The sequence below is a fragment of the Kribbella sp. NPDC048928 genome (assembly GCF_043197975.1).
In the GTDB taxonomy this organism is placed as follows: Bacteria; Actinomycetota; Actinomycetes; order Propionibacteriales; family Kribbellaceae; genus Kribbella.
Window position 1 is genome coordinate 144774 of record NZ_JBICUC010000012.1, and the last position, 18558, is coordinate 163331.

The following is an 18558-nucleotide window of genomic DNA, read 5'->3' on the forward strand; positions in this document are numbered from 1 at the left end:
TTCGACGCACCCTCATCGAACGCTCACCACTTCAATCCGCTCGCTTTCTCCCGAAGGGTCCCCGCATGGTCGCCCAAGCCGTTGAACCCACCATTTCCTCAAGGTCCACCGACAAGTACGCCGGTGACCCGGTCTTCGACCTGCACCGCGGCGGCAAGATCGAGGTCACGTCCACGATCCACGTCGACAACGCCGACGACCTCTCGAAGGCGTACACGCCGGGTGTCGCGCGGGTCTGCACCGCGATCGCCGAGGACCCGTCGCTGGTCCGCCGCTACACCTGGAGGTCCAACGTGGTCGCGGTCGTCACCGACGGCACCGCGGTCCTCGGCCTCGGCGACATCGGCCCGGCCGCGTCGCTGCCGGTGATGGAGGGCAAAGCCCTGCTGTTCAAGGAGTTCGGCGGCGTCGACTCGGTGCCGATCGCGCTGGACTGCACCGACGTGGACGAGTTCGTCGAGACGGTCGCGCGGATGGCGCCGTCGTTCGGCGGCATCAACCTCGAGGACATTTCCGCGCCGCGCTGCTTCGAGATCGAGCGCCGGCTCAAGGAGCGTCTCGACATCCCGGTCTTCCACGACGACCAGCACGGTACGGCGGTGGTCGTCCTCGCCGCGCTCCGCAACGCGCTCCGCGTCACCAACAAGTCCATCGAGGACATCCGCGTGGTGATCTCCGGCGCCGGCGCGGCCGGGGTCGCGTGTGCCCGGATCCTCTTGCAGGCAGGCGTCGGCGACCTCGCGGTGGTCGACAGCAAGGGCGTACTGCACGAGGACCGCCCCGACCTGAACCCGGTGAAGCTCTCGCTCGCCCGCGACACCAACACCGGCGGGATCTCCGGCCGGCTGGTCGACGCGCTCGCCGGTGCCGACCTGTTCCTCGGCGTCTCCGGCGGTACGGTCCCCGAGGAGGCCGTCGCGCAGCTGGCCGACGACGCGATGATCTTCGCGCTCGCGAACCCGAAGCCCGAGGTGCACCCGGACATCGCCCACCGGCACGCCGCCGTGGTCGCCACCGGCCGCTCCGACTTCCCGAACCAGATCAACAACGTGCTGGCGTTCCCGGGCATCTTCCGCGGCGCCTTCGACGCGAACGCCTCGCGGATCACCGAAGGGATGAAGCTCGCCGCCGCGGACGCCCTGGCCGGCCTGATCCCGGAAGCCGACCTGCACCCGGGCTTCATCATCCCGTCGCCGTTCGACGAACGGGTCGCTCCCGCTGTGGCTGCCGCCGTCGCCGCGGCCGCCGAGACCGACGGTGTCGCCCGCCCCGCCTGAATCGCCGGCACCAGGACGGTTGCGCTGAGCAACCGTCCTGGTGAACTCTTGGTTGGTTTCCGGCAGGTTCGAACGTGTCTTGGAAAGCTATTGACTTGACATAGTGCCGAGGCCACGATTGGTGCGGTCTCGCCCGCCGGGGAGTGGGCGGCCACCGGATTCCTAGCTGGAGGCTTCGATGAAGCTCAGGACTGCCTTCACGGCGTTCGCGGCCGTCACCGCCGCGGCCCTCGCCTTGAGCGGGTGTGCGCAGAAGAGCACCGCCTCGAACGGTGGTGGTGCCGGCGATGTGAAGACGGTCAGGGTCTTCATCAGCGGCGACACGAACATCCAGAAGCTCTGGACCGACGACCTCGGACCCGCGTTCGAGAAAGCCAACCCCGGCTACAAGGTGCAGATCACACTCGACCTGCACGGCGAGCACGACGCCCAGACGATGGCGAAGCTGTCGGCGTCGGTGACCCAGAAGAAGGACCCGGGCTTCGACCTCGTCGACGGCGGATTCGTGCCGAAGGCATCGGCCGCGAACTTCCTCGATCCGGTCGACACCTCGAAGATCTCCGCGCTCGGCGAGATTCCGGCCGATGTGGTCAAGGCCGGCGGCACCGGTGGCATCCCGTACCGCGGCTCCTCGGTGCTGCTCGCGTACGACACCAAGGCGGTCCCGGCGCCGCCGAAGACGCTGGACGACCTGCTCGCGTGGATCAAGGCGCACCCGGGCAAGTTCACGTACAACTCGCCGAAGTCCGGCGGTTCCGGCGGATCGTTCGTGGCGACCGTGCTCGACAAGTACGTCCCGGCCGACGTACGGCAGAAGATGACGGTCGGCTACGACAAGAGCCTCGAACCCGCGTGGGACCAGGGCTTCGCGACGTTGCACGGCCTGAACCCGTACGTGTTCCAGAAGGGCGTCTACCCGAACGGCAACCAGCAGGTGCTGGATCTGCTGGCGAGCGGTCAGATCTCGATGGCCCCGGTCTGGTCCGACATGTTCACGACCGCCGTCGCGAACGGCGCGATCCCCGCGACGGTGAAGGCCACGCAGATCTCCGGCCCGTCGTTCACCGGCGGCGCGGCCTACCTCGGCGTACCGGCGAGCAGCCCGAGCAAGGACGCGGCCCTCAAGGTGGCGAACTTCGTCCTGCAGCCCGAGCAGCAGGCGCTGATCGTCAAGGACATCTCCGGCTACCCGGCGATCTCGCTCGACAAGCTGCCGCAGGAGTTGCAGACGAAGTTCGCGAACGCGGACACGAACAACCTGCGCAAGGGCTACTTCGATTCGATGACGAAGGACCTGAACAACCTCTGGGACCAGAAGGTTCCCGGCAAGTGACGGCGGAGGCGGAAACCCGCCCCGCGGTGATCCGGCCCGCCACCGCACGGGCGACGGCGGGCAGTACGCGCGGCTTCCTGATGGCGCTGCCGCCGATGCTGCTGATCGCGATGTTCATCGGCTTCCCGGTGATCCTCGCGCTCGGCTTCAGCCTCGGCTTCACCGGCGGCCTGAACCGCACGGTCGCGCTGATCGGCCAGAACGTTCACAGTGCCCACGGCATCGTTCCGACGTTCGCGGCGTACGCCGAGATGTTCACCAACGCACGTTTCCTCGGCGACCTGTTCGTGACCGTGGTGGTGACGCTGATCAGCACCGCACTGGTGATCTTGCTGGCGGTCGGGATCGGGCTGTACCTGAAGTTCTCCGGCGGGCTGATCGGCAAGATCCTCTCCACCCTCGCGGTCGTACCGTTGTTCATTCCGGTGGTGATCGCGTCCTGGGCCATCCTCGGCTTCTACTCCGCGAACGGTTTCCTGCGCAGTGTCGCTGCCCAGTTCGGGCTCGGCTTCCCGGTCTGGTCGTACACGCTGGTGACCGTCGTGATCGGCTCGGTGTGGACTTCGCTGCCGTTCGCGACCCTGCTCGTCACCTCGGGTCTGCAGGCCGTTCCGCAGGCGATGATCGACGCCGCCCGGGACGCCGGTGCCGGGTTCTGGCGGGTGGTCGTGAGCGTCGTGGTCCCGATGGCCGGCGTACCGATCATCATCGCGACGACGTTCACCGCGATCGGGGTCCTCGGCTCGTTCACGGTGCCGTACTTCACCGGCCCGAACTCGCCGAACCTGCTCGGCGTCGACATGTCGAACTACTTCTCAGCGTTCAACCAGCCGCAGCAGGCCGTGGTGATCGCCTTCATCGTGTTCGTGATCGCATCCGGGATCGCCGCGGTGTACGTGTGGGCGAACTTCCGCTCCGCCAAGGAAAGCGGGGCGGTCTGATGGCCAAGGCAGGTACCCGGGCGCTGGTCGTCCTGTTCGCCGGCATCCTGGCGCTGTTCATCATCGGGCCGCTCGCGTGGCTGGCCGTCCGGGCGTTCGCCTCGAGCTGGACGTACCCGAACCTGTTCCCCGACGGCCTGACGTTCCGCTGGTGGAGCGTCGTGTTCAGCGACCACGCGCTCGGGGTCGCCGTACAGAACTCGTTGTTCTTCGCACCGATCACGGTGGTCGTCTCCGCGGTGATCTGCCTGCCGGCGGCTTACGCGTTCGCGCGCTTCGAGTTCCCGGGACGGCGGTTCTTCCTGATCGGGGTCTTCGCGGCGAACGCGTTCCCGAAGATGGGGCTGTTCGTCTCGCTGGCGGCGTTGTTCTACGCGCTGAACCTGATGAACACGATCCTCGGCATCCTCGTCGTGCACCTGCTCGGCACGGTGGTGTTCATGACCTGGATCCCGGCCGCCGCGTTCGCCGCCGTACCGCGCAGCCTCGAGGAGGCCGCGCGGGACGCCGGGGCCTCCAAGCTGCGCACGTTCTTCAGCGTGACGCTGCCGATGGCGCTGCCGGGCATCCTGGTGGCCGCGATCATGAGCTTCCTGGCGTCGTTCGACGAGGCGCAGGGTACGTACCTGGTCGGCGCTCCGGACTACATGACGATGCCGACCCAGATGTACACGCTCGTGCTCAACTATCCGACCCAGGTCGCGGCGGTGTTCTCGATCCTGCTCGCCATCCCGTCCGTCGCGCTGCTGCTGGCCGCGCACAAGCACATCGTCGGCGGACACCTCGCCGAGGGCTTCCAGATCAAGTAGGGGCACCATGATCACAGACGTTTCCGGCGGTCTCGACATCGAGGGCCTGCACAAGACGCTCGGCGGGCGGAGCATCATCGAGAGCCTCGACATGGTGGTCCGGCCGGGCGAGCTGGTCTCGCTGCTCGGCCCGTCCGGCTGCGGCAAGACCACGACGCTGCGGATGATCGCGGGCTTCCTGACGCCGGACGCGGGCTCGATCAAGGTCGGCGGCCGCGAGGTCGTGCACCTGGGCCCCGAGCATCGTCCGAGTGCCATGGTGTTCCAGAACTACGCGCTCTGGCCGCACATGACCGTGGCGAAGAACGTCGGCTTCCCGCTGAAGCTGCGCAAGCGGCCGAAGGCGGAGATCGCCGAACGTGTCGACGCCGCGCTCACGCTGGTCAACCTGATGCACCACAAGGAATCCCGTCCGGCGCGGATCTCGGGTGGCGAGCAGCAGCGTACGGCGCTCGCGCGGGCCCTCGTCCAGGAGCCGGAGCTGCTGCTGCTCGACGAGCCGCTCAGCAACCTCGACGCGAAGCTGCGGGTCAAGGTCCGCGAGGACATCCGGGAGATCCAGCAGCGGCTGGGCATCACCACCGTCATCGTGACGCATGACCAGGAGGAGGCGATGTCGGTCTCGGACCGGATCGCGGTGATGAACAACGGCAAGATCGAGCAGTTCAGTACGCCTGCCGAGCTGTACAGCGCCCCGGCGACGGAGTTCGTGGCGACGTTCATCGGCGCCCTCAACCGGCTCGAGGGCCGCGTCGAGGACGGCCGGATCGTGGCCGGCGACGGCGTGATCGGCATCCGGCCCGAGGACGTCGTCTTCGGGGCCGACGAGCAGGACGGCGGCCTCGCCGCGACCGTCGAACGGACCGTCCCGCGCGGGCACTTCGCCGAGCTCCACCTGCGTCGCGAGGATGCGGAGCTCCGCGCCTACGTGACCGGTGTCCCGCCCGTTGCCGGCACCAAGGGCTGGGCGCGGATCGAGAAGTGGCTCGAATTCGAGGACGGCCGGCTCGTCCGCCACGGAGTACCGGCATGAGCCCGGACATGAGCCCCGCATCGGTGCGGACCACACAGACGACCGCACACCGCGGCGATGTCGAGCGGTACCGGGAGAACACGATCGCGGCGGTGCGTTCCGCCGTCGAGGCGGCCGCCGATTACGTCGAGATCGACGTACGGGTGACGCGGGACGGTCGCGCCGTACTGCTGCACGATGCAACGCTCGAGCGTCTGTGGGGCCTTGATCGGGAGGTCTCCGAGCTGGACTGGGCGGACGTCGCCGCGCTCGGTGAGGGCGAGAACCGGATCCCGCTGCTCGCAGACGTACTGACCGTCGTCGCCGGGACGCCCTCTACACTCCTGATCGACATCGGGACGCCGGAGGTCGCCGCAGTCGCCGTCGAGGTTGTACTGGACTCCGGAGCTGGGGCGCAGGTCGCGTGGTGCGGCGTTCTTGCGGCCATGCAGGTCGTCCGGGACCTCGACCCGGAAGCGCGGATCTGGCTCCCGTGGGACCGCCGTGACGTACCGTCGGCCGAGGTCCTCGCGAGCCTGCGGCCCGACGTCGTGAACTCCGAGTACGTCGTCCTCAGCCAGGAGTTTGTCGACGCCGTCCACCGCGCCGGGCTGTCCGTCGCCTGCTGGACGGTCGACGACGAGGACGCGATGCGCTGGGTCCTCGCGCTCGGCGCCGACGCGGTCACGACCAACCGGCTCAGCGTGTTCCGGAAGGTCCTCGCCGAAGGCGCAGCCCCCTGGGAACACGCGCCCGCGCCGACCAGGCTGGCCGGTGCCGAGCTCCGCGCCGCCGTCGTCGTCGCCCGTGAGCTCGCCGAGTGGGCGAACGAGTTCACCCGCAACGCCGATCTCGGCGACATCCGGACGAAGGCGAATGCCGCGGACCACGTGACGGCCGTCGACGTCGCCGTCGAGGAGCACGTACGCCAGGTCATCGCCGAACGCCTGCCCGGCCATCTCGTGGTCGGCGAGGAGCTCGGCGGTACGTCCGCGCCGGGCGTGCCCTGCTGGTACGTCGATCCCGTCGACGGGACCGCGAACCTGGCCAACGGCGTGCCGTGGACCGCGTTCTCGCTCGCACTGGCCGTGGACCGCGAGCCGCTCGTCGCGGTCGTCGGCGATGTGTGGCGCGGCAAGGTGTTCGCCGCGGTGGCCGGCCATGGTGCGGAGCTGGACGGGCGCCGCCTCGATCTCCCCGGCGGTACGCCGTCCGGCCTCGAGGGGAAGATGGTCAGCACCGAGCTGCTGAACCATTCGCCGTGGCCCGGGATGAACGAGTTCGTCGACGGGCTCCGCGACCGGTTCTGCACCGTCCGCGTGATGGGGTCAGGGACGCTCACCCTCGCCGGACCGGCCGCGGGCCGTGGCGCCGGAGCCGTGATCGAACGGTTCAGCCCCATCGACCACCTGGCCTCCGCACTCGTCGTCCGCGAAGCCGGTGGCGTGCTCCTCGACGACAACGGCGACGAAACCGTCTGGCCCGAGTCCGGCGGCATTCTTGCCGCCGCACCCCAGTACGCCGCCGCGCTCTACGACGTCTGGTCAACCGCGCGCCGCCGGTGACGTCGGTTACTGAACAAGCCGGTCCGGGGCGCCTAAGGTGGGCCGCATGCTTGCTGCCTACGCTGCCAAGTTCGATGCCGAGAACCCGATCGCCGCGCTGGAGGTGGGGGAGCGGCCGGAGCCTGAGGCCCGTGATGGGTGGGTGACCATCGACGTACGGGCGACTGCGCTCAACCATCACGACCTGTGGTCGCTGAAGGGCGTTGGCCTGGCCGAGCAGAACCTGCCGATGATCCTCGGGTGTGACGCGGCCGGTGTCGACCCGGACGGGAACGAGGTCGTCGTGCACGCGGTCGTCTCGGACCCGGCATGGAAGGGCGACGAGACGCTCGACCCGAAGCGGTCGCTGCTCAGTGAGCGGTACCAGGGCACGCTGGCGCAGAAGGTCGCCGTACCGGCGCGGAACGTCGTACCGAAGCCGGCCGGGATGAGCTTCGAGCAGGCGGCCTGCCTGCCGACGGCGTGGCTGACTGCGTACCGGATGCTGTTCACGCAGTCGGGCCTGAAGCCGGGCGACACTGTGCTCGTGCAGGGTTCCGGCGGCGGTGTCGCGACAGCGTTGATCACGCTCGCGCGCGCCGCGGGGATCCGGGTGTGGGCGACGTCGCGCGACGAGGGCAAGCGTTCCCGTGCGTTGGAGATCGGGGCGCACGACGCGTTCGAGTCCGGGGCGCGGCTGCCGGAGCGGGTCGACGCGGTGATGGAAACCGTCGGCCAGGCGACCTGGTCGCACTCGCTGAAGTCGCTCAAGCAGGGCGGCACCCTGGTGATCTCCGGCGCGACCAGCGGCCAGGCGCCCAAGTCCGCCGAGCTGAACCGGATCTTCTTCCTGCAACTGCGCGTGCAGGGCTCCACGATGGGCACCAGGACGGAGCTCGCCGAGCTGGTCCAGTTCATGGCGAACGCCGGCATCACACCGCACATCGACTCGGTCCTCCCGCTCGCCGACGCCCGCGACGGCTTCGCCCGCATGAACGCAGGCGACGTCTTCGGCAAGATCGTCTTTACTGTCTGAGTGAATCCCGAGATCAGACCCGCCACAGTCGAGGATGCTGAAGCTGGTGCGTGGTGTCATTTGTTGTGCTGGCGGGAGGCGTACGCCGGGCTGGTGCCGGCCGAGGCGTTGCTGGAGCGTACGTCGAACATCGAGCGCCGGACCGAGCGCTGGCAGACGCAGCTGACCGCGGGACGGCAGCGGTGGATCGCGCTGAACCCGGATCCGGCCGCAGCGCTGGAGGATCGTGTCGCCGGCTTCATCGCCACCGGGCCGGGGCACGACGACGACGCGCCGGTGCCGTTCGAGCTGGAGGCGATCTACACCCGGCAGGCGTTCTGGAGCACCGGGCTCGGCGGCCGGTTGCTGGACGTTGCCGTCGGCAAGCAGGCCGCGTTCCTCTGGGTGTTCGAGGACAACGAGCGGGCGCGGGCGTTCTACCAGCGGCACGGGTTCGAGCCCGACGGCGTGCGCAAACACGATCCGTACTTCGACCTCTACGAGATCCGGCTCGTCCGGCACTAAGTTTCACGCCGGAAACATGGGCGTCGCACCGGGGCAATGCGCCGGGGTCAGTCTGTTCCTACCGATCCGCCCGATCGATGAGGAACAGGGGAGCGCATGAGGCCTACTTTGACGGTGATCGTTGACCCGGCCGACAACTGGATGGCGAAGGCTGCGTGCGTCGGCCAGGCGCCGTCGTACGACGAGACGGCCAGCCAGTGGGAGCAGCGCAAGGCGCAGGCGATCTGCCTGACGTCCTGCCCGGTGATCGACCAGTGCCGCGAGTGGGCCCGCCGGACCAAGTTCACCGGCACCGCCGCCGGCGAGAAGTTCCTGGCCGGCCGCCGCCGCGGACGCCCCGGCCCCCAAGAACGCCGAGCCCGCCCCACACCCCTCGAAGAGCAGCAGGCGAGCTAGCTTTCCGGAACTTTTCCGTCACCAGCTGACGGAAAAGTTCCGCAAAGTCAGACCTTGACCAGCTCACGGTCGGGGTCGGCTGCGGTTGTGCGGCGGAAGGGGGCGGTGATCGTGGGGATCAACTGCTTGCGGTTGTGGATCGCCGCGCCGATGGCCAGCAGCAGGTAGATCACGCTGATCACGTAGCGCCCGGTCTGACCCGGGACGGCGAACTGGACCGCGAACAGGCCCAGCAGCGTCAGGGCCGCCCAGCGCGGGAAGCGCAGGTTCAGCAAGATCGCAATGCCCAGGACGGTCTGCGTCGCGGTGAGCAGGAACTCCTCGACCTGTCGCCCGTCGAGATGCAGTGCGGCCCCACCGCCACCGATCCCGTACGCGATCGGCAGGCTCCCGATCAACAGGGTCCACTGGTTCACCTTGGCCGAGATCAGCAGGCCGAGCGCCGCCGCGCCCTTGCCACGCCAGGCGAACAGGATCGCCACGATGAACTCCGGCGCCTCCGAGGCCAGCGGCGCCAGCCACTGCACAAGCAGGAACTGGTCGATCCCCAGCGCCCGCCCGCCGGCCACCAGCGAGTCCGCGAACGGCTCCGCAGCGGCCAGGATGACACCGGCCGACACCAGGAACATCGCGGTCACGGTGATCCGGCGCTGCAGCTTCGGCAGCGCGCCGATCGTTGCCGCGGGCCCGATCAGGTCCGGCTCGTCGTCGTGCTCGGAGGTCGCGGCCCGGTACAGATAGAAGGCGAAGAACGCGAGCAGCAGGATCCCGAGCAGCAGGTGGATCTCGCCGGTCACCGGGATCACGAACGCCACCACGCCGGCGACCGCGAGGAAGCCCAGCTCGCGGCGGTAGCCCGACTCCAGCACCAGCGCCTTCACAGGGCGGCCGCTGCGACGCGAAGCGACGTACAGGCTGATCAGGACGACGGTCGACCAGCCGAGGCCGAGCAGCAACCGGTTCGACCCGGTCATGTTGGCGGCGGCGAACTGCACGTAGTCGGGGTTGGAGCCGGCGGTGTGCGCGAAGTACAGATCCACTGCGTACTCCGGGAGGACCGCGATGACTGCGAGCAGTGCGATCGCCAGACCGCCCGAAATGTCCATCTCCGCCGCCTCGGCCGCCCACGCCAGCACGAAGGACGCGGCGACCACGGCGAGGCCGAAGATCGCCATCGCCGCCAGCGCCGGGGGATGGGTGCCGGTGAGCCGCAGAACGACAGCGGGGACCGTCGCCAGCAGCAGCAACAGCACGGGGCGGAGGGCTCGAAGCATGGTTCCAGCCTGCCACCGTTTTGATACTTTCGCAATTGCGAAAGTATGAGACCGTGCTCACCCCGGCACGCCGGACTGCCCGATCGCCGATCCAGCAGTCACAATGACTGCGCGATGACGAATCCTGAACCGACGAAGGCGCAGCTCGATTCCGCCGCGGGCACCTTCGCGATGCTCTCCGCTCCGGTCCGCCTGCACCTGGTGTCGCTGGCGGCCCAGGGGGAGTACGACGTCGGCACTCTGGCGGAGCGCGTCGGCGTGAGCATCGCCACCGCGAGCCAGCACCTCGGCAAGCTCCGGCTGGCCGGCATCATCACGGCACGCCGCGAAGGCCGTCGGCACATCTACACCGTCGACGACCCGCACGTGCTCAACCTGGTCGACCAGATCTTCGAGCACATCGCCCCGGACGGCTCCCTCGCACCCGACCCACCCCGCCGTACGAGACCGCCGCACACGGACTAGAGGATGTGCCGCAGGTAGCGTTCGGGAGCCTGCAGGTACGCCTTCCAGTTCTGCACGAGCCGCAGGTCGTCCCACGTCGTACGCCGCAAGCCCCACTCGCCGACCTCGAGGATCGTGGCGCCGGGCAGGGCCGCGATCACGGGCGAGTGGGTCGCGCACAGGACCTGGGAGCCGGACTCGGCCAGACGGTTCAGTACGCCGACCACGGCCAGGCTGCTGGAGAAGGACAGCGCAGACTCGGGCTCGTCCAGGCAGTAGAAGCCCTGCCGGACGAAGCGGTCGTTGATGAGGCTCAGGAAGCTCTCGCCGTGGCTGAGTTCGTGAAAGACGGGCTCGGGGCCGCCTGGGTTCTGCTCCAGATAGGTGTAGAAGCCGTGCATCGTCTCGGCGCGGAGGAAGAAACCGGCGCGCTTGCCGCCGACGCCGCGGGTCAGTTGCAGGTCGTCGGCCAAGGAGGACTCGGTGGCGCGGGTGGTCAGCCGGGCGCCGGTGGAGCCGCCCTCAGGAGACAGGCCGAACGCGACTGCGATCGCCTCGACCAGCGTCGACTTGCCCGCACCGTTCTCGCCGACCAGGAACGTGACGCCCGGCTCGAGATCCAGACCGTCCGTCAGCAGCTGGTGGACGGCCGGAATCGTGTGCGGCCAGTGCCCGGACACACGAATGCCCTCCGCCGCAGCAACCCGACGTACGGGCTGCGAGGCGAAGGGCATCCGGTCACTCTAGTTCAGTCGTCCTCGTCGTCCAGGCGAGCGAGCCAGGTGGCGAAGCGCTCGACAGGCGTCTCGAACTCCGGGTTCAGGTCGACGAACTCGCGCAGCCGCTCGGCGACGAAGGCCAGTGTGACCTCCTCCTCGCCGCGCCGCTTCTCGAGCTCCTCGATCCCGCGATCGGTGAAGTACATGTCAGCTGAACGCCTGCTTGAGCAGCGTCGCCTGCTCGGTGCCGTGCACACCGTGCGAGCCGACCGCCGGAGCGGACATCGCCGGCCGGGAGACCCGGTAGAACGGCTTGCCGCCCAGGTGCTCGGTCAGGTTCAGCGCCATGAACGGCCACGGGCCCTGGTTCGCCGGCTCGTCCTGCACCCAGCGGATCTCGGTCGCGTTCGGGTACTTGGCCAGCTCGGCCGTGATCTCGTCGACGGGCAGCGGGTAGAGCTGCTCGACCCGGAGGATCGCGGTGCTGATCTTGTCCGGCTCGACCTTCTTCCGCTCCGCGAGCAGGTCGTACACGATCCGGCCCGAGGACAGGATCACCCGCTCGACGGCGGCCGCGTTCTCCTCCGCCTGGGCGTCGCCGAGCACCGGTCGGAAGGTGCCGTGGGTCAGCTCCTCCGGCTGCGACACGGCCTCCTTGCGGCGCAGCAGCTGCTTCGGCGTGAACACGATCATCGGGACGTGCTCCTCGCCGAGCGTGTGCCGGCGCAGCAGGTGGAAGTACGACGCGGGGGTCGACGGCTGCGCGACGGTCATCGCGTTCTCCGCGCAGAGCAGCAGGAACCGCTCGATCCGGGCCGACGTGTGGTCCGGCCCCTGGCCCTCGTAGCCGTGCGGCAGCAGCAGCACGACGCCGGACTTCTGGCCCCACTTCGCCTCACCGGACGAGATGTACTCGTCGATGACCGACTGGGCGCCGTTCACGAAGTCGCCGAACTGCGCCTCCCAGAGCACCAGCGCCTCCGGCCGCGCCACCGAGTACCCGTACTCGAAGCCGAGCGCGGCGTACTCGCTGAGCAGCGAGTCGTAGACGTAGAAGTTGCCCTGGTTACCCTCGTCCAGGTGCTGCAGCGGGACGTGGTCCTGACCGTTCACCCGGTCGATGACCGCGGCGAACCGCTGCACGAACGTACCGCGGCGGCTGTCCTGACCGGCCAGCCGGACCGGCCGGCCGTCGAGCAGCAGCGAACCGAACGCGGTGATCTCTGCGCTCGCCCAGTCCAGCGGGCCCTCGGTGATCGCGTGCGCCCGGCGCTGCAGCTGCGGCTGCACCTTCGGGTGCACGGTGAAGCCCTCCGGCAGCGTGGTGTACGCGTCGGCGATCTTCTTCAGGTCCTCGCGGCTGATCGCGGTCGCGTCCGGGCCCTCGGGCTTGTTCGGGTACTCCGGGGCGGTGACGTACGGCGGCGCGGTGTCGGGCTCGTTCTTCGCGTCCCGGACCTCGGCGAACACCCGCTCGAGGCGCTGCTGGAAGTCCTGCATCGCCTGCTCGGCCTCTTCGATCGTGATGTCGCCACGACCGATCAGGGCCTCGGTGTAGAGCTTGCGGACCGAACGCTTCTGCTCGATCAGGTCGTACATCAGCGGCTGCGTGAACGACGGGTCGTCGCCCTCGTTGTGACCGCGGCGGCGGTAGCAGACCAGGTCGATGACGACGTCCTTGTTGAACGCCTGGCGGTACTCGAAGGCCAGGTCCGCGACCCGGATGCAGGCCTCGGGGTCGTCGCCGTTCACGTGGAAGATCGGCGCCTGCACCATCCGGGCGACGTCGGTGGAGTACATCGACGAACGCGACGAGGCCGGCGAGGTGGTGAAGCCGACCTGGTTGTTCACGATCACGTGGATCGTGCCGCCGGTACGGTAGCCGCGCAGCTGGGACAGGTTCAGCGTCTCGGCCACGACGCCCTGGCCGGCGAAGGCTGCGTCACCGTGCACGAGCAGCGGCAGCACCGGGAACGCGGCGCCGCGGTCCAGGATGTCCTGCTTGGCGCGGACGATGCCCTCGAGTACCGGGTCGACGGTCTCCAGGTGCGACGGGTTCGCCGCCACCGACACCTTGATCTTGTCGCCGAACTCGGAGACGAACTCGCCCTCGGCGCCCAGGTGGTACTTGACGTCGCCGGAGCCCTGCACGGTCCGCGGGTCGATGTTGCCCTCGAACTCGCGGAAGATCTGGCCGTACGACTTGCCGACGATGTTCGCCAGCACGTTCAGCCGGCCGCGGTGCGCCATCCCGATCGCGACCTCGTCCAGGCCGGCGCCGGCCGCCTCCTCGCAGAGCTCGTCGAGCAGCGGGATCGTGGTCTCCGCGCCCTCGAGCGAGAACCGCCGCTGACCGACGTACTTGGTCTGCAGGAAGGTCTCGAACGCCTCGGCCTCGTTCAGCTTGGCGAGGATCCGGAGCTGCTCCTCGCGGGGCGGCTTGGTGTGCGGGCGCTCGACCCGCTCCTGGATCCACTTGCGCTGCTCGGGGTCCTGGATGTGCATGTACTCGATACCGGTGGTCCGGCAGTACGAGTCGCGCAGGATGCCGAGGATCTCGCGGAGCTTCATGAACCGCCGGTCGTTGCCGCCGAACGAGCCGGTGGCGAACTCGCGGTCCAGGTCCCACAGCGTCAGGCCGTGGGTGGCGACGTCGAGGTCCGGGTGGCTGCGCTGCTTGTACTCCAGCGGGTCGGTGTCGGCCATGATGTGGCCGCGGACCCGGAAGGCGTGGATCAGCTCGAGGATCCGGGCCTGCTTGCTGATGTCCTCCTCGTGGCTGTGCGGGAGGTCGGCGGCCCAGCGGATCGGCTCGTACGGGATCCGCAGGCTCTGGAAGATCTCGTCGTAGAAGCCCTCGCCGCCGAGCAGCAGCTGGTGGATCCGGCGCAGGAACTCACCCGACTGGGCGCCCTGGATGATCCGGTGGTCGTACGTCGAGGTCAGCGTCATCACCTTGCTGACCGCGAGCTTGGCCATCGTCTCCTCGGCCGCGCCCTGGTACTCCGACGGGTACTCCATCGCGCCGACGCCGATGATGCAGCCCTGGCCGGACATCAGCCGCGGCACCGAGTGCTGGGTGCCGATGGTGCCCGGGTTGGTCAGGCTGATCGTGGTGCCCTGGAAGTCGGGCAGCGCGAGCTTGTTGTCCCGGGCGCGCCGGACGATGTCCTCGTAGGCCATCCAGAAGTCCGCGAAGGACATCTCGTCGGAGGCCTTGATCGACGGCACCAGCAGCTGCCGGGTGCCGTCCGGCTTCTGCATGTCGATGGCCAGGCCGAGGTTGATGTGGGCCGGCTGGACGTGCGTCGGCTTGCCGTCGGTCTCGTCGTACGACGCGTTCATCTCCGGCAGCGTCTTGAGCGCCTTGACCAGCGCCCAGCCGATCAGGTGCGTGAACGACACCTTGCCGCCGCGGGCGCGCTTGAGGTGGTTGTTGATGACGATCCGGTTGTCGATCAGCAGCTTGACCGGCACCTGGCGGACGCTCGTCGCGGTCGGGACCTGGAGGCTGGTCTCCATGTTCTGCGCGGTCCGCGCCGGGGCGCCGCGGAGGATCTTTCGCTCGGCGTCCGAGCTGGTCGCGGGCGCTGCCTTCGGCTGCGCGCCGGGCGGCTGGTTCACCGTGCCTCCGGTGGGAGTGGCCGCCTTCGCAGCCGGGGCCTGTGCTGCGGGCTTGGCCGGTGCTGCGGCCGGCGTCTGGGTCGCGGCGGCCGCGGCCGGGGCGTTCGGGGCGGGCACGGTCGGCATGGTGCCGCGGCTCGGCGCCTCGGGCGTCTTGTTGTCGGACACTGCGTCCGGCCGGGGAGCGTCGGCCGGGGTGGTTGTCACCGGCGCCGCGTCATCACCTGGCTTGTACGTCTTGAAGAAGTCCAACCACGCCGGATCCACCGAATTCGGGTCCTGCAGGTACTTCTCGTACAGCTCGTCGACCAGCCATTCGTTCGCACCGAAGGCTGCTAGGGGATTGGTGTCTGATGGCTCGGTGGCCACTTGGCAGTTCGCCTCTTCCGATTTCGGGTCCGGTACCGCAGTGCTTAATGCTGATGTTATGGGTGGTGTCCCAAGCAAAGGCTAATAGCACGCGGACGACTTCCACAGCCGGGGACCACCGGACCAGTGTGTCGAGTGGTCGGGCCCCGGCGAGCCGATCCGCCGGCGCCTGAAACACCGCCCACAAAGGTGTTTCAGGCCACACGCCTCCGGTTCGCCCCGGCCGGATGCGGAGAGCGACGGCCGGGACTGCGGGACCCCTTGCAGAGGTGGCCTTTCCGGCCCGCACCCGAACCGCACGCCGACGGCGCTCTGAGCGTGACTGCCCACTGTATGCAGTTGTCCACTCGCCACCCGTGACGATCAGCATCGCGCAGAAGTGTGGCCAACGTCACGCACCGCATCAGTCCACCTCGACGTGATTGGCCTTCAAGCTCCCTGGCCGGACACCCCCGGCGCCATACTTGCCGGATGGCGCTGACGGATGAGGCGATCGTCAAGATCAAGGCGATGATCACCTCGGGGGAGCTCGGGCCGGGGGATCGGCTGCCGAAGGAGGCGGACCTGGCCGCCCGGCTCGGCCTGTCGCGGAACTCGCTGCGGGAGGCCGTCAAGGCGCTCACGCTGGTGAACGTGCTCGACGTCCGCCACGGCGACGGGACGTACGTGACCAGCCTCGACTCGGCGCACCTGCTGGACGCGCTGAGCTTCATGGTCGACCTGCACCGCGACGACTCCGTGCTGCAGTTCTTCGAGGTACGCCGGTTGCTGGAGCCCGGTGTCGCCGCGCTGGCCGCGACCCGGATCACCCCGGAGAAGCTGACCGAGCTCCGGCTGCTGTGCAGCGACCTGGCCGCCGACGCCGGCGTCGAGGAGCTGGTCGAGAACGACCTGCAGTTCCATCGCGGGATCGCCGAGGCGACCGGGAACCAGGTGGTCTGTTCGCTGCTCGACGGCGTCTCCGGCGCGACCCAGCGGGCCCGGATCTGGCGCGGCGTCACCCAGGCCGGCGCGGTCGAGCGCACCCTGTCCGAACACGCCGCGATCCTGGACGCGATCGAGATCCGCGACGCCGAGGCCGCGCGCGCCTGGATGACCGCCCACATCGCCGGCGTCGAAACCTGGCTCCGCAAGGCCCCTTAGGCGTTACATCGGAGGTATGTACGAACCGCCGCCGCCCCGGAGTGCGTTGACGCTGCGGATCGTGCTGTCGGCGTTCGGGGTGGTGCTGTTTGCGGTCGCGACCGTGCTGGCGGTCGCCTACGACCTGCCCGGCGGCTGGGTGGTCGCCTTCGGGGCGTTCACGGTGGTCGCGCTGGTGGACCTGGTGGTCGTTGCCTGGCGCAAGCGTTCCGAAAAGAGTTGATCAGCCCGGGCTCGGTCCGTAAGCTTTCCGGTGTCACATTCCCGGCGTCAGGGGTTCGAGTTGTCGAACTGAGGTTCTCTTCGTAGCCGATCGATCGCCACCGTTGCGGTGCGCGGTCTCGTCCGAGACCTCAGCTGGAGTCGACAACTCATGAGTTTTTCCCTGTCCTGTACGGACCTCTTCTTCGCCTGGCCCGACGGCGAGGTGCTGTTCGACGGCCTCACGTTCGTGGCCGGTCCGGTGCGTTCCGGCCTGGTCGGCCGCAACGGTGCCGGCAAATCGACGCTGCTCCGGCTGATCGCCGGCCGGCTCACCCCGCAGCGCGGGGCGATCCGCGTCAGCGGCGAGCTCGGGTACCTGCCACAGGACCTGACGCTCGACACCTCGTTGCGGGTCGACCAGGCGCTCGGCATCGACGCGGTCCGGCGGGCCGTCGTCGCGATCGAGTCCGGTGACGCCTCCGAGGAGAACTTCGCGATCATCGGCGACGACTGGGACGTCGACGAACGCGCCGAGGCGCTGCTCGGCAAGCTCGGGCTGGGCGCGGTCGGCCTGGACCGGAGCGTCGGCGAGCTGTCCGGCGGCGAGACGATCCTGCTCGGGCTCGCGGCCGAGCTGCTGCGGCGTCCCGACGTACTGCTGCTGGACGAGCCGACCAACAACCTCGACCTGCGGGCGCGCCGGCACCTGTACGACGCCGTCGACCAGTTCCGCGGTGCGCTCGTGGTCGTCAGCCACGACCGGGAGTTGCTCGACCGGGTCGACCAGATCGGTGACCTGCGCAAGGGCGACGTCACCTGGTACGGCGGCAACCTGACCGCGTACGAGGAGGCGGTCGCCGTCGAGCAGGAGGCCGCCGAGCGGATGCTGCGGGCGGCCGAAGCCGACGTACGCAAACAGAAGAAGGACCTGATCGACGCCCGGATGAAGATGGACCAGCGCCGGGCCCGCGGACAGCGCGCCTTCGAGCAGGGCGGGATCCCGAAGATCATCGCCGGCGGGCTGAAGCGGTCGGCGCAGGTGTCGGCCGGGAAGCACCTCGGGATGCAGTCCGACCGGCTCGACTCGGCGCAGGAAGCGCTCGCGGACGCGGAGGAGAAGGTCCACGACGACGACGCGATCCGGGTCGACCTGCCGAAGACCGCCGTACCCCCGGGTCGCATCGTGCTGCGGCTCGAGGACCACGTACTGCGGACCGGGGCGCACGTCGACCTGGAGATCCGTGGTCCCGAACGGATCGCCCTGACCGGGCCGAACGGCGCCGGGAAGACAACACTGCTGCAGTCGATCGTGACGGGGGAGCTGCCGGTGGTGCCGTTCCGGTACCTGCCGCAGCGGCTCGACCTGCTCCGGGACGACCTGTCGATCGTCGACAATCTGGCGCTGCTGGCCCCGACGACCGAGAACCAGGAGCGGCGGTCGCGGCTGGCACGGTTCCTGTTCCGCGGGCGGTCGGCGGATCAGCTGGTCAGTACGTTGTCGGGCGGCGAACGGTTCCGCGCGACGCTCGCCGCACTACTGCTCGCCGAGCCCCCGCCGCAGCTGCTGATGCTCGACGAGCCGACCAACAACCTGGACCTCGCCAGCGTCGCTCAACTGAAAGACGCCCTCGCCTCGTACAACGGCGCCCTTGTCATAGCCAGCCACGACCTCCCGTTCCTCCGCGAAATAGGCATCACCCGCTGGCTCGACCTAACCCCCGAGTCCCTCACCGACATAGACCCCCTCTAGCCGTCGCCCGCACTCAAACGTCGCCCCGCGCCGGACGTGGACTCGCGCTGGACGTGGACTCGCGCTGGACGTGGACTCGCGCTGGACGTGGACTCGCGCCGGACGTGGACTCGCGCCGGACGTGGACTCGCGCCGGACGTGGACTCGCGCCGGACGTGGACTCGCGCCGGACGTGGACG

The 18558-nt window shown here is 69.0% G+C and carries 17 protein-coding genes; 13 read left to right on the forward strand and 4 right to left on the reverse strand.

All coding sequences use genetic code 11. The annotated features are described in order from the left end of the window. Positions 1–65 precede the first annotated feature (65 nt). The 9 genes from ACGFI6_RS38975 (at position 66) to ACGFI6_RS39015 (ending at position 8852) form a co-directional block, all read left to right on the forward strand. Positions 66–1277 carry an NADP-dependent malic enzyme gene (locus ACGFI6_RS38975; RefSeq protein ID WP_393127701.1) on the forward strand — a complete coding sequence of 404 codons (1212 nt, stop codon included), beginning with the start codon at positions 66–68 and terminating at the stop codon, positions 1275–1277. 178 nt (positions 1278–1455) lie between these two features. Then, on the forward strand, positions 1456–2610 hold the full coding sequence (locus tag ACGFI6_RS38980) for an extracellular solute-binding protein (protein ID WP_393127702.1): 1155 nt from the start codon (positions 1456–1458) through the stop codon (positions 2608–2610). After that, complete coding sequence (locus tag ACGFI6_RS38985) at positions 2607–3551, forward strand: ABC transporter permease (RefSeq protein WP_393127704.1); 945 nt, start codon at positions 2607–2609, stop codon at positions 3549–3551. The genes ACGFI6_RS38980 and ACGFI6_RS38985 overlap by 4 nt, the downstream gene beginning before the upstream one ends. Further along, positions 3551–4360: an ABC transporter permease gene (locus ACGFI6_RS38990; protein ID WP_393127705.1), complete on the forward strand. Its 810-nt coding sequence runs from the start codon at positions 3551–3553 to the stop codon at positions 4358–4360. The genes ACGFI6_RS38985 and ACGFI6_RS38990 overlap by 1 nt, the downstream gene beginning before the upstream one ends. A 7-nt stretch (positions 4361–4367) precedes the next feature. After that, positions 4368–5393: an ABC transporter ATP-binding protein gene (locus ACGFI6_RS38995; protein ID WP_393127706.1), complete on the forward strand. Its 1026-nt coding sequence runs from the start codon at positions 4368–4370 to the stop codon at positions 5391–5393. Next, positions 5390–6937 (forward strand): inositol monophosphatase family protein, encoded by a 1548-nt coding sequence (locus ACGFI6_RS39000; protein ID WP_393127707.1) that lies wholly within the window; start codon positions 5390–5392, stop codon positions 6935–6937. The genes ACGFI6_RS38995 and ACGFI6_RS39000 overlap by 4 nt, the downstream gene beginning before the upstream one ends. 46 nt (positions 6938–6983) lie before the next feature. After that, positions 6984–7952: a zinc-binding dehydrogenase gene (locus tag ACGFI6_RS39005; protein WP_393127708.1), complete on the forward strand. Its 969-nt coding sequence runs from the start codon at positions 6984–6986 to the stop codon at positions 7950–7952. Continuing rightward, positions 7953–8456, forward strand: coding sequence for a GNAT family N-acetyltransferase (locus ACGFI6_RS39010; RefSeq protein WP_393127709.1), 504 nt, complete (start codon positions 7953–7955; stop codon positions 8454–8456). A gap of 96 nt (positions 8457–8552) precedes the next feature. Continuing rightward, on the forward strand, positions 8553–8852 hold the full coding sequence (locus ACGFI6_RS39015; RefSeq protein WP_393127710.1) for a WhiB family transcriptional regulator: 300 nt from the start codon (positions 8553–8555) through the stop codon (positions 8850–8852). A gap of 47 nt (positions 8853–8899) precedes the next feature. Here ACGFI6_RS39015 and ACGFI6_RS39020 read toward each other — a convergent pair whose 3' ends face one another. Next, positions 8900–10126 carry a sodium:proton exchanger gene (locus ACGFI6_RS39020; RefSeq protein WP_393127711.1) on the reverse strand — a complete coding sequence of 409 codons (1227 nt, stop codon included), beginning with the start codon at positions 10124–10126 and terminating at the stop codon, positions 8900–8902. A 114-nt stretch (positions 10127–10240) separates the two neighbouring features. Between ACGFI6_RS39020 and ACGFI6_RS39025 the strand changes: the two genes are divergently transcribed. Then, a complete protein-coding gene (locus ACGFI6_RS39025) occupies positions 10241–10591 on the forward strand; it encodes a helix-turn-helix transcriptional regulator (RefSeq protein WP_134109011.1) in 351 nt (116 codons plus the stop codon). Here ACGFI6_RS39025 and ACGFI6_RS39030 read toward each other — a convergent pair. The 3 genes from ACGFI6_RS39030 to ACGFI6_RS39040 are packed head-to-tail and all read right to left on the reverse strand — an operon-like array spanning position 10588 to position 15282. Next, entirely contained in the window at positions 10588–11304 is a 717-nt protein-coding gene (locus ACGFI6_RS39030; protein WP_393127712.1) for an AAA family ATPase, read from the reverse strand. The genes ACGFI6_RS39025 and ACGFI6_RS39030 overlap by 4 nt on opposite strands. A gap of 14 nt (positions 11305–11318) precedes the next feature. Further along, complete coding sequence (locus ACGFI6_RS39035; protein ID WP_393127713.1) at positions 11319–11495, reverse strand: DUF6104 family protein; 177 nt, start codon at positions 11493–11495, stop codon at positions 11319–11321. Position 11496: 1 nt separating this feature from the next. Further along, complete coding sequence (locus tag ACGFI6_RS39040; RefSeq protein WP_393127714.1) at positions 11497–15282, reverse strand: multifunctional oxoglutarate decarboxylase/oxoglutarate dehydrogenase thiamine pyrophosphate-binding subunit/dihydrolipoyllysine-residue succinyltransferase subunit; 3786 nt, start codon at positions 15280–15282, stop codon at positions 11497–11499. A 471-nt stretch (positions 15283–15753) separates the two neighbouring features. Between ACGFI6_RS39040 and ACGFI6_RS39045 the strand changes: the two genes are divergently transcribed. From ACGFI6_RS39045 to ACGFI6_RS39055, 3 genes are all read left to right on the forward strand, one after another. Then, entirely contained in the window at positions 15754–16425 is a 672-nt protein-coding gene (locus ACGFI6_RS39045) for a FadR/GntR family transcriptional regulator (protein WP_393127715.1), read from the forward strand. Between the two features lie 16 nt (positions 16426–16441). Further along, entirely contained in the window at positions 16442–16648 is a 207-nt protein-coding gene (locus ACGFI6_RS39050; RefSeq protein ID WP_393127716.1) for a DUF6343 family protein, read from the forward strand. Between the two features lie 150 nt (positions 16649–16798). Then, positions 16799–18379, forward strand: coding sequence for an ABC-F family ATP-binding cassette domain-containing protein (locus tag ACGFI6_RS39055; protein WP_393127717.1), 1581 nt, complete (start codon positions 16799–16801; stop codon positions 18377–18379). The last annotated feature ends 179 nt before the right edge of the window (positions 18380–18558 follow it).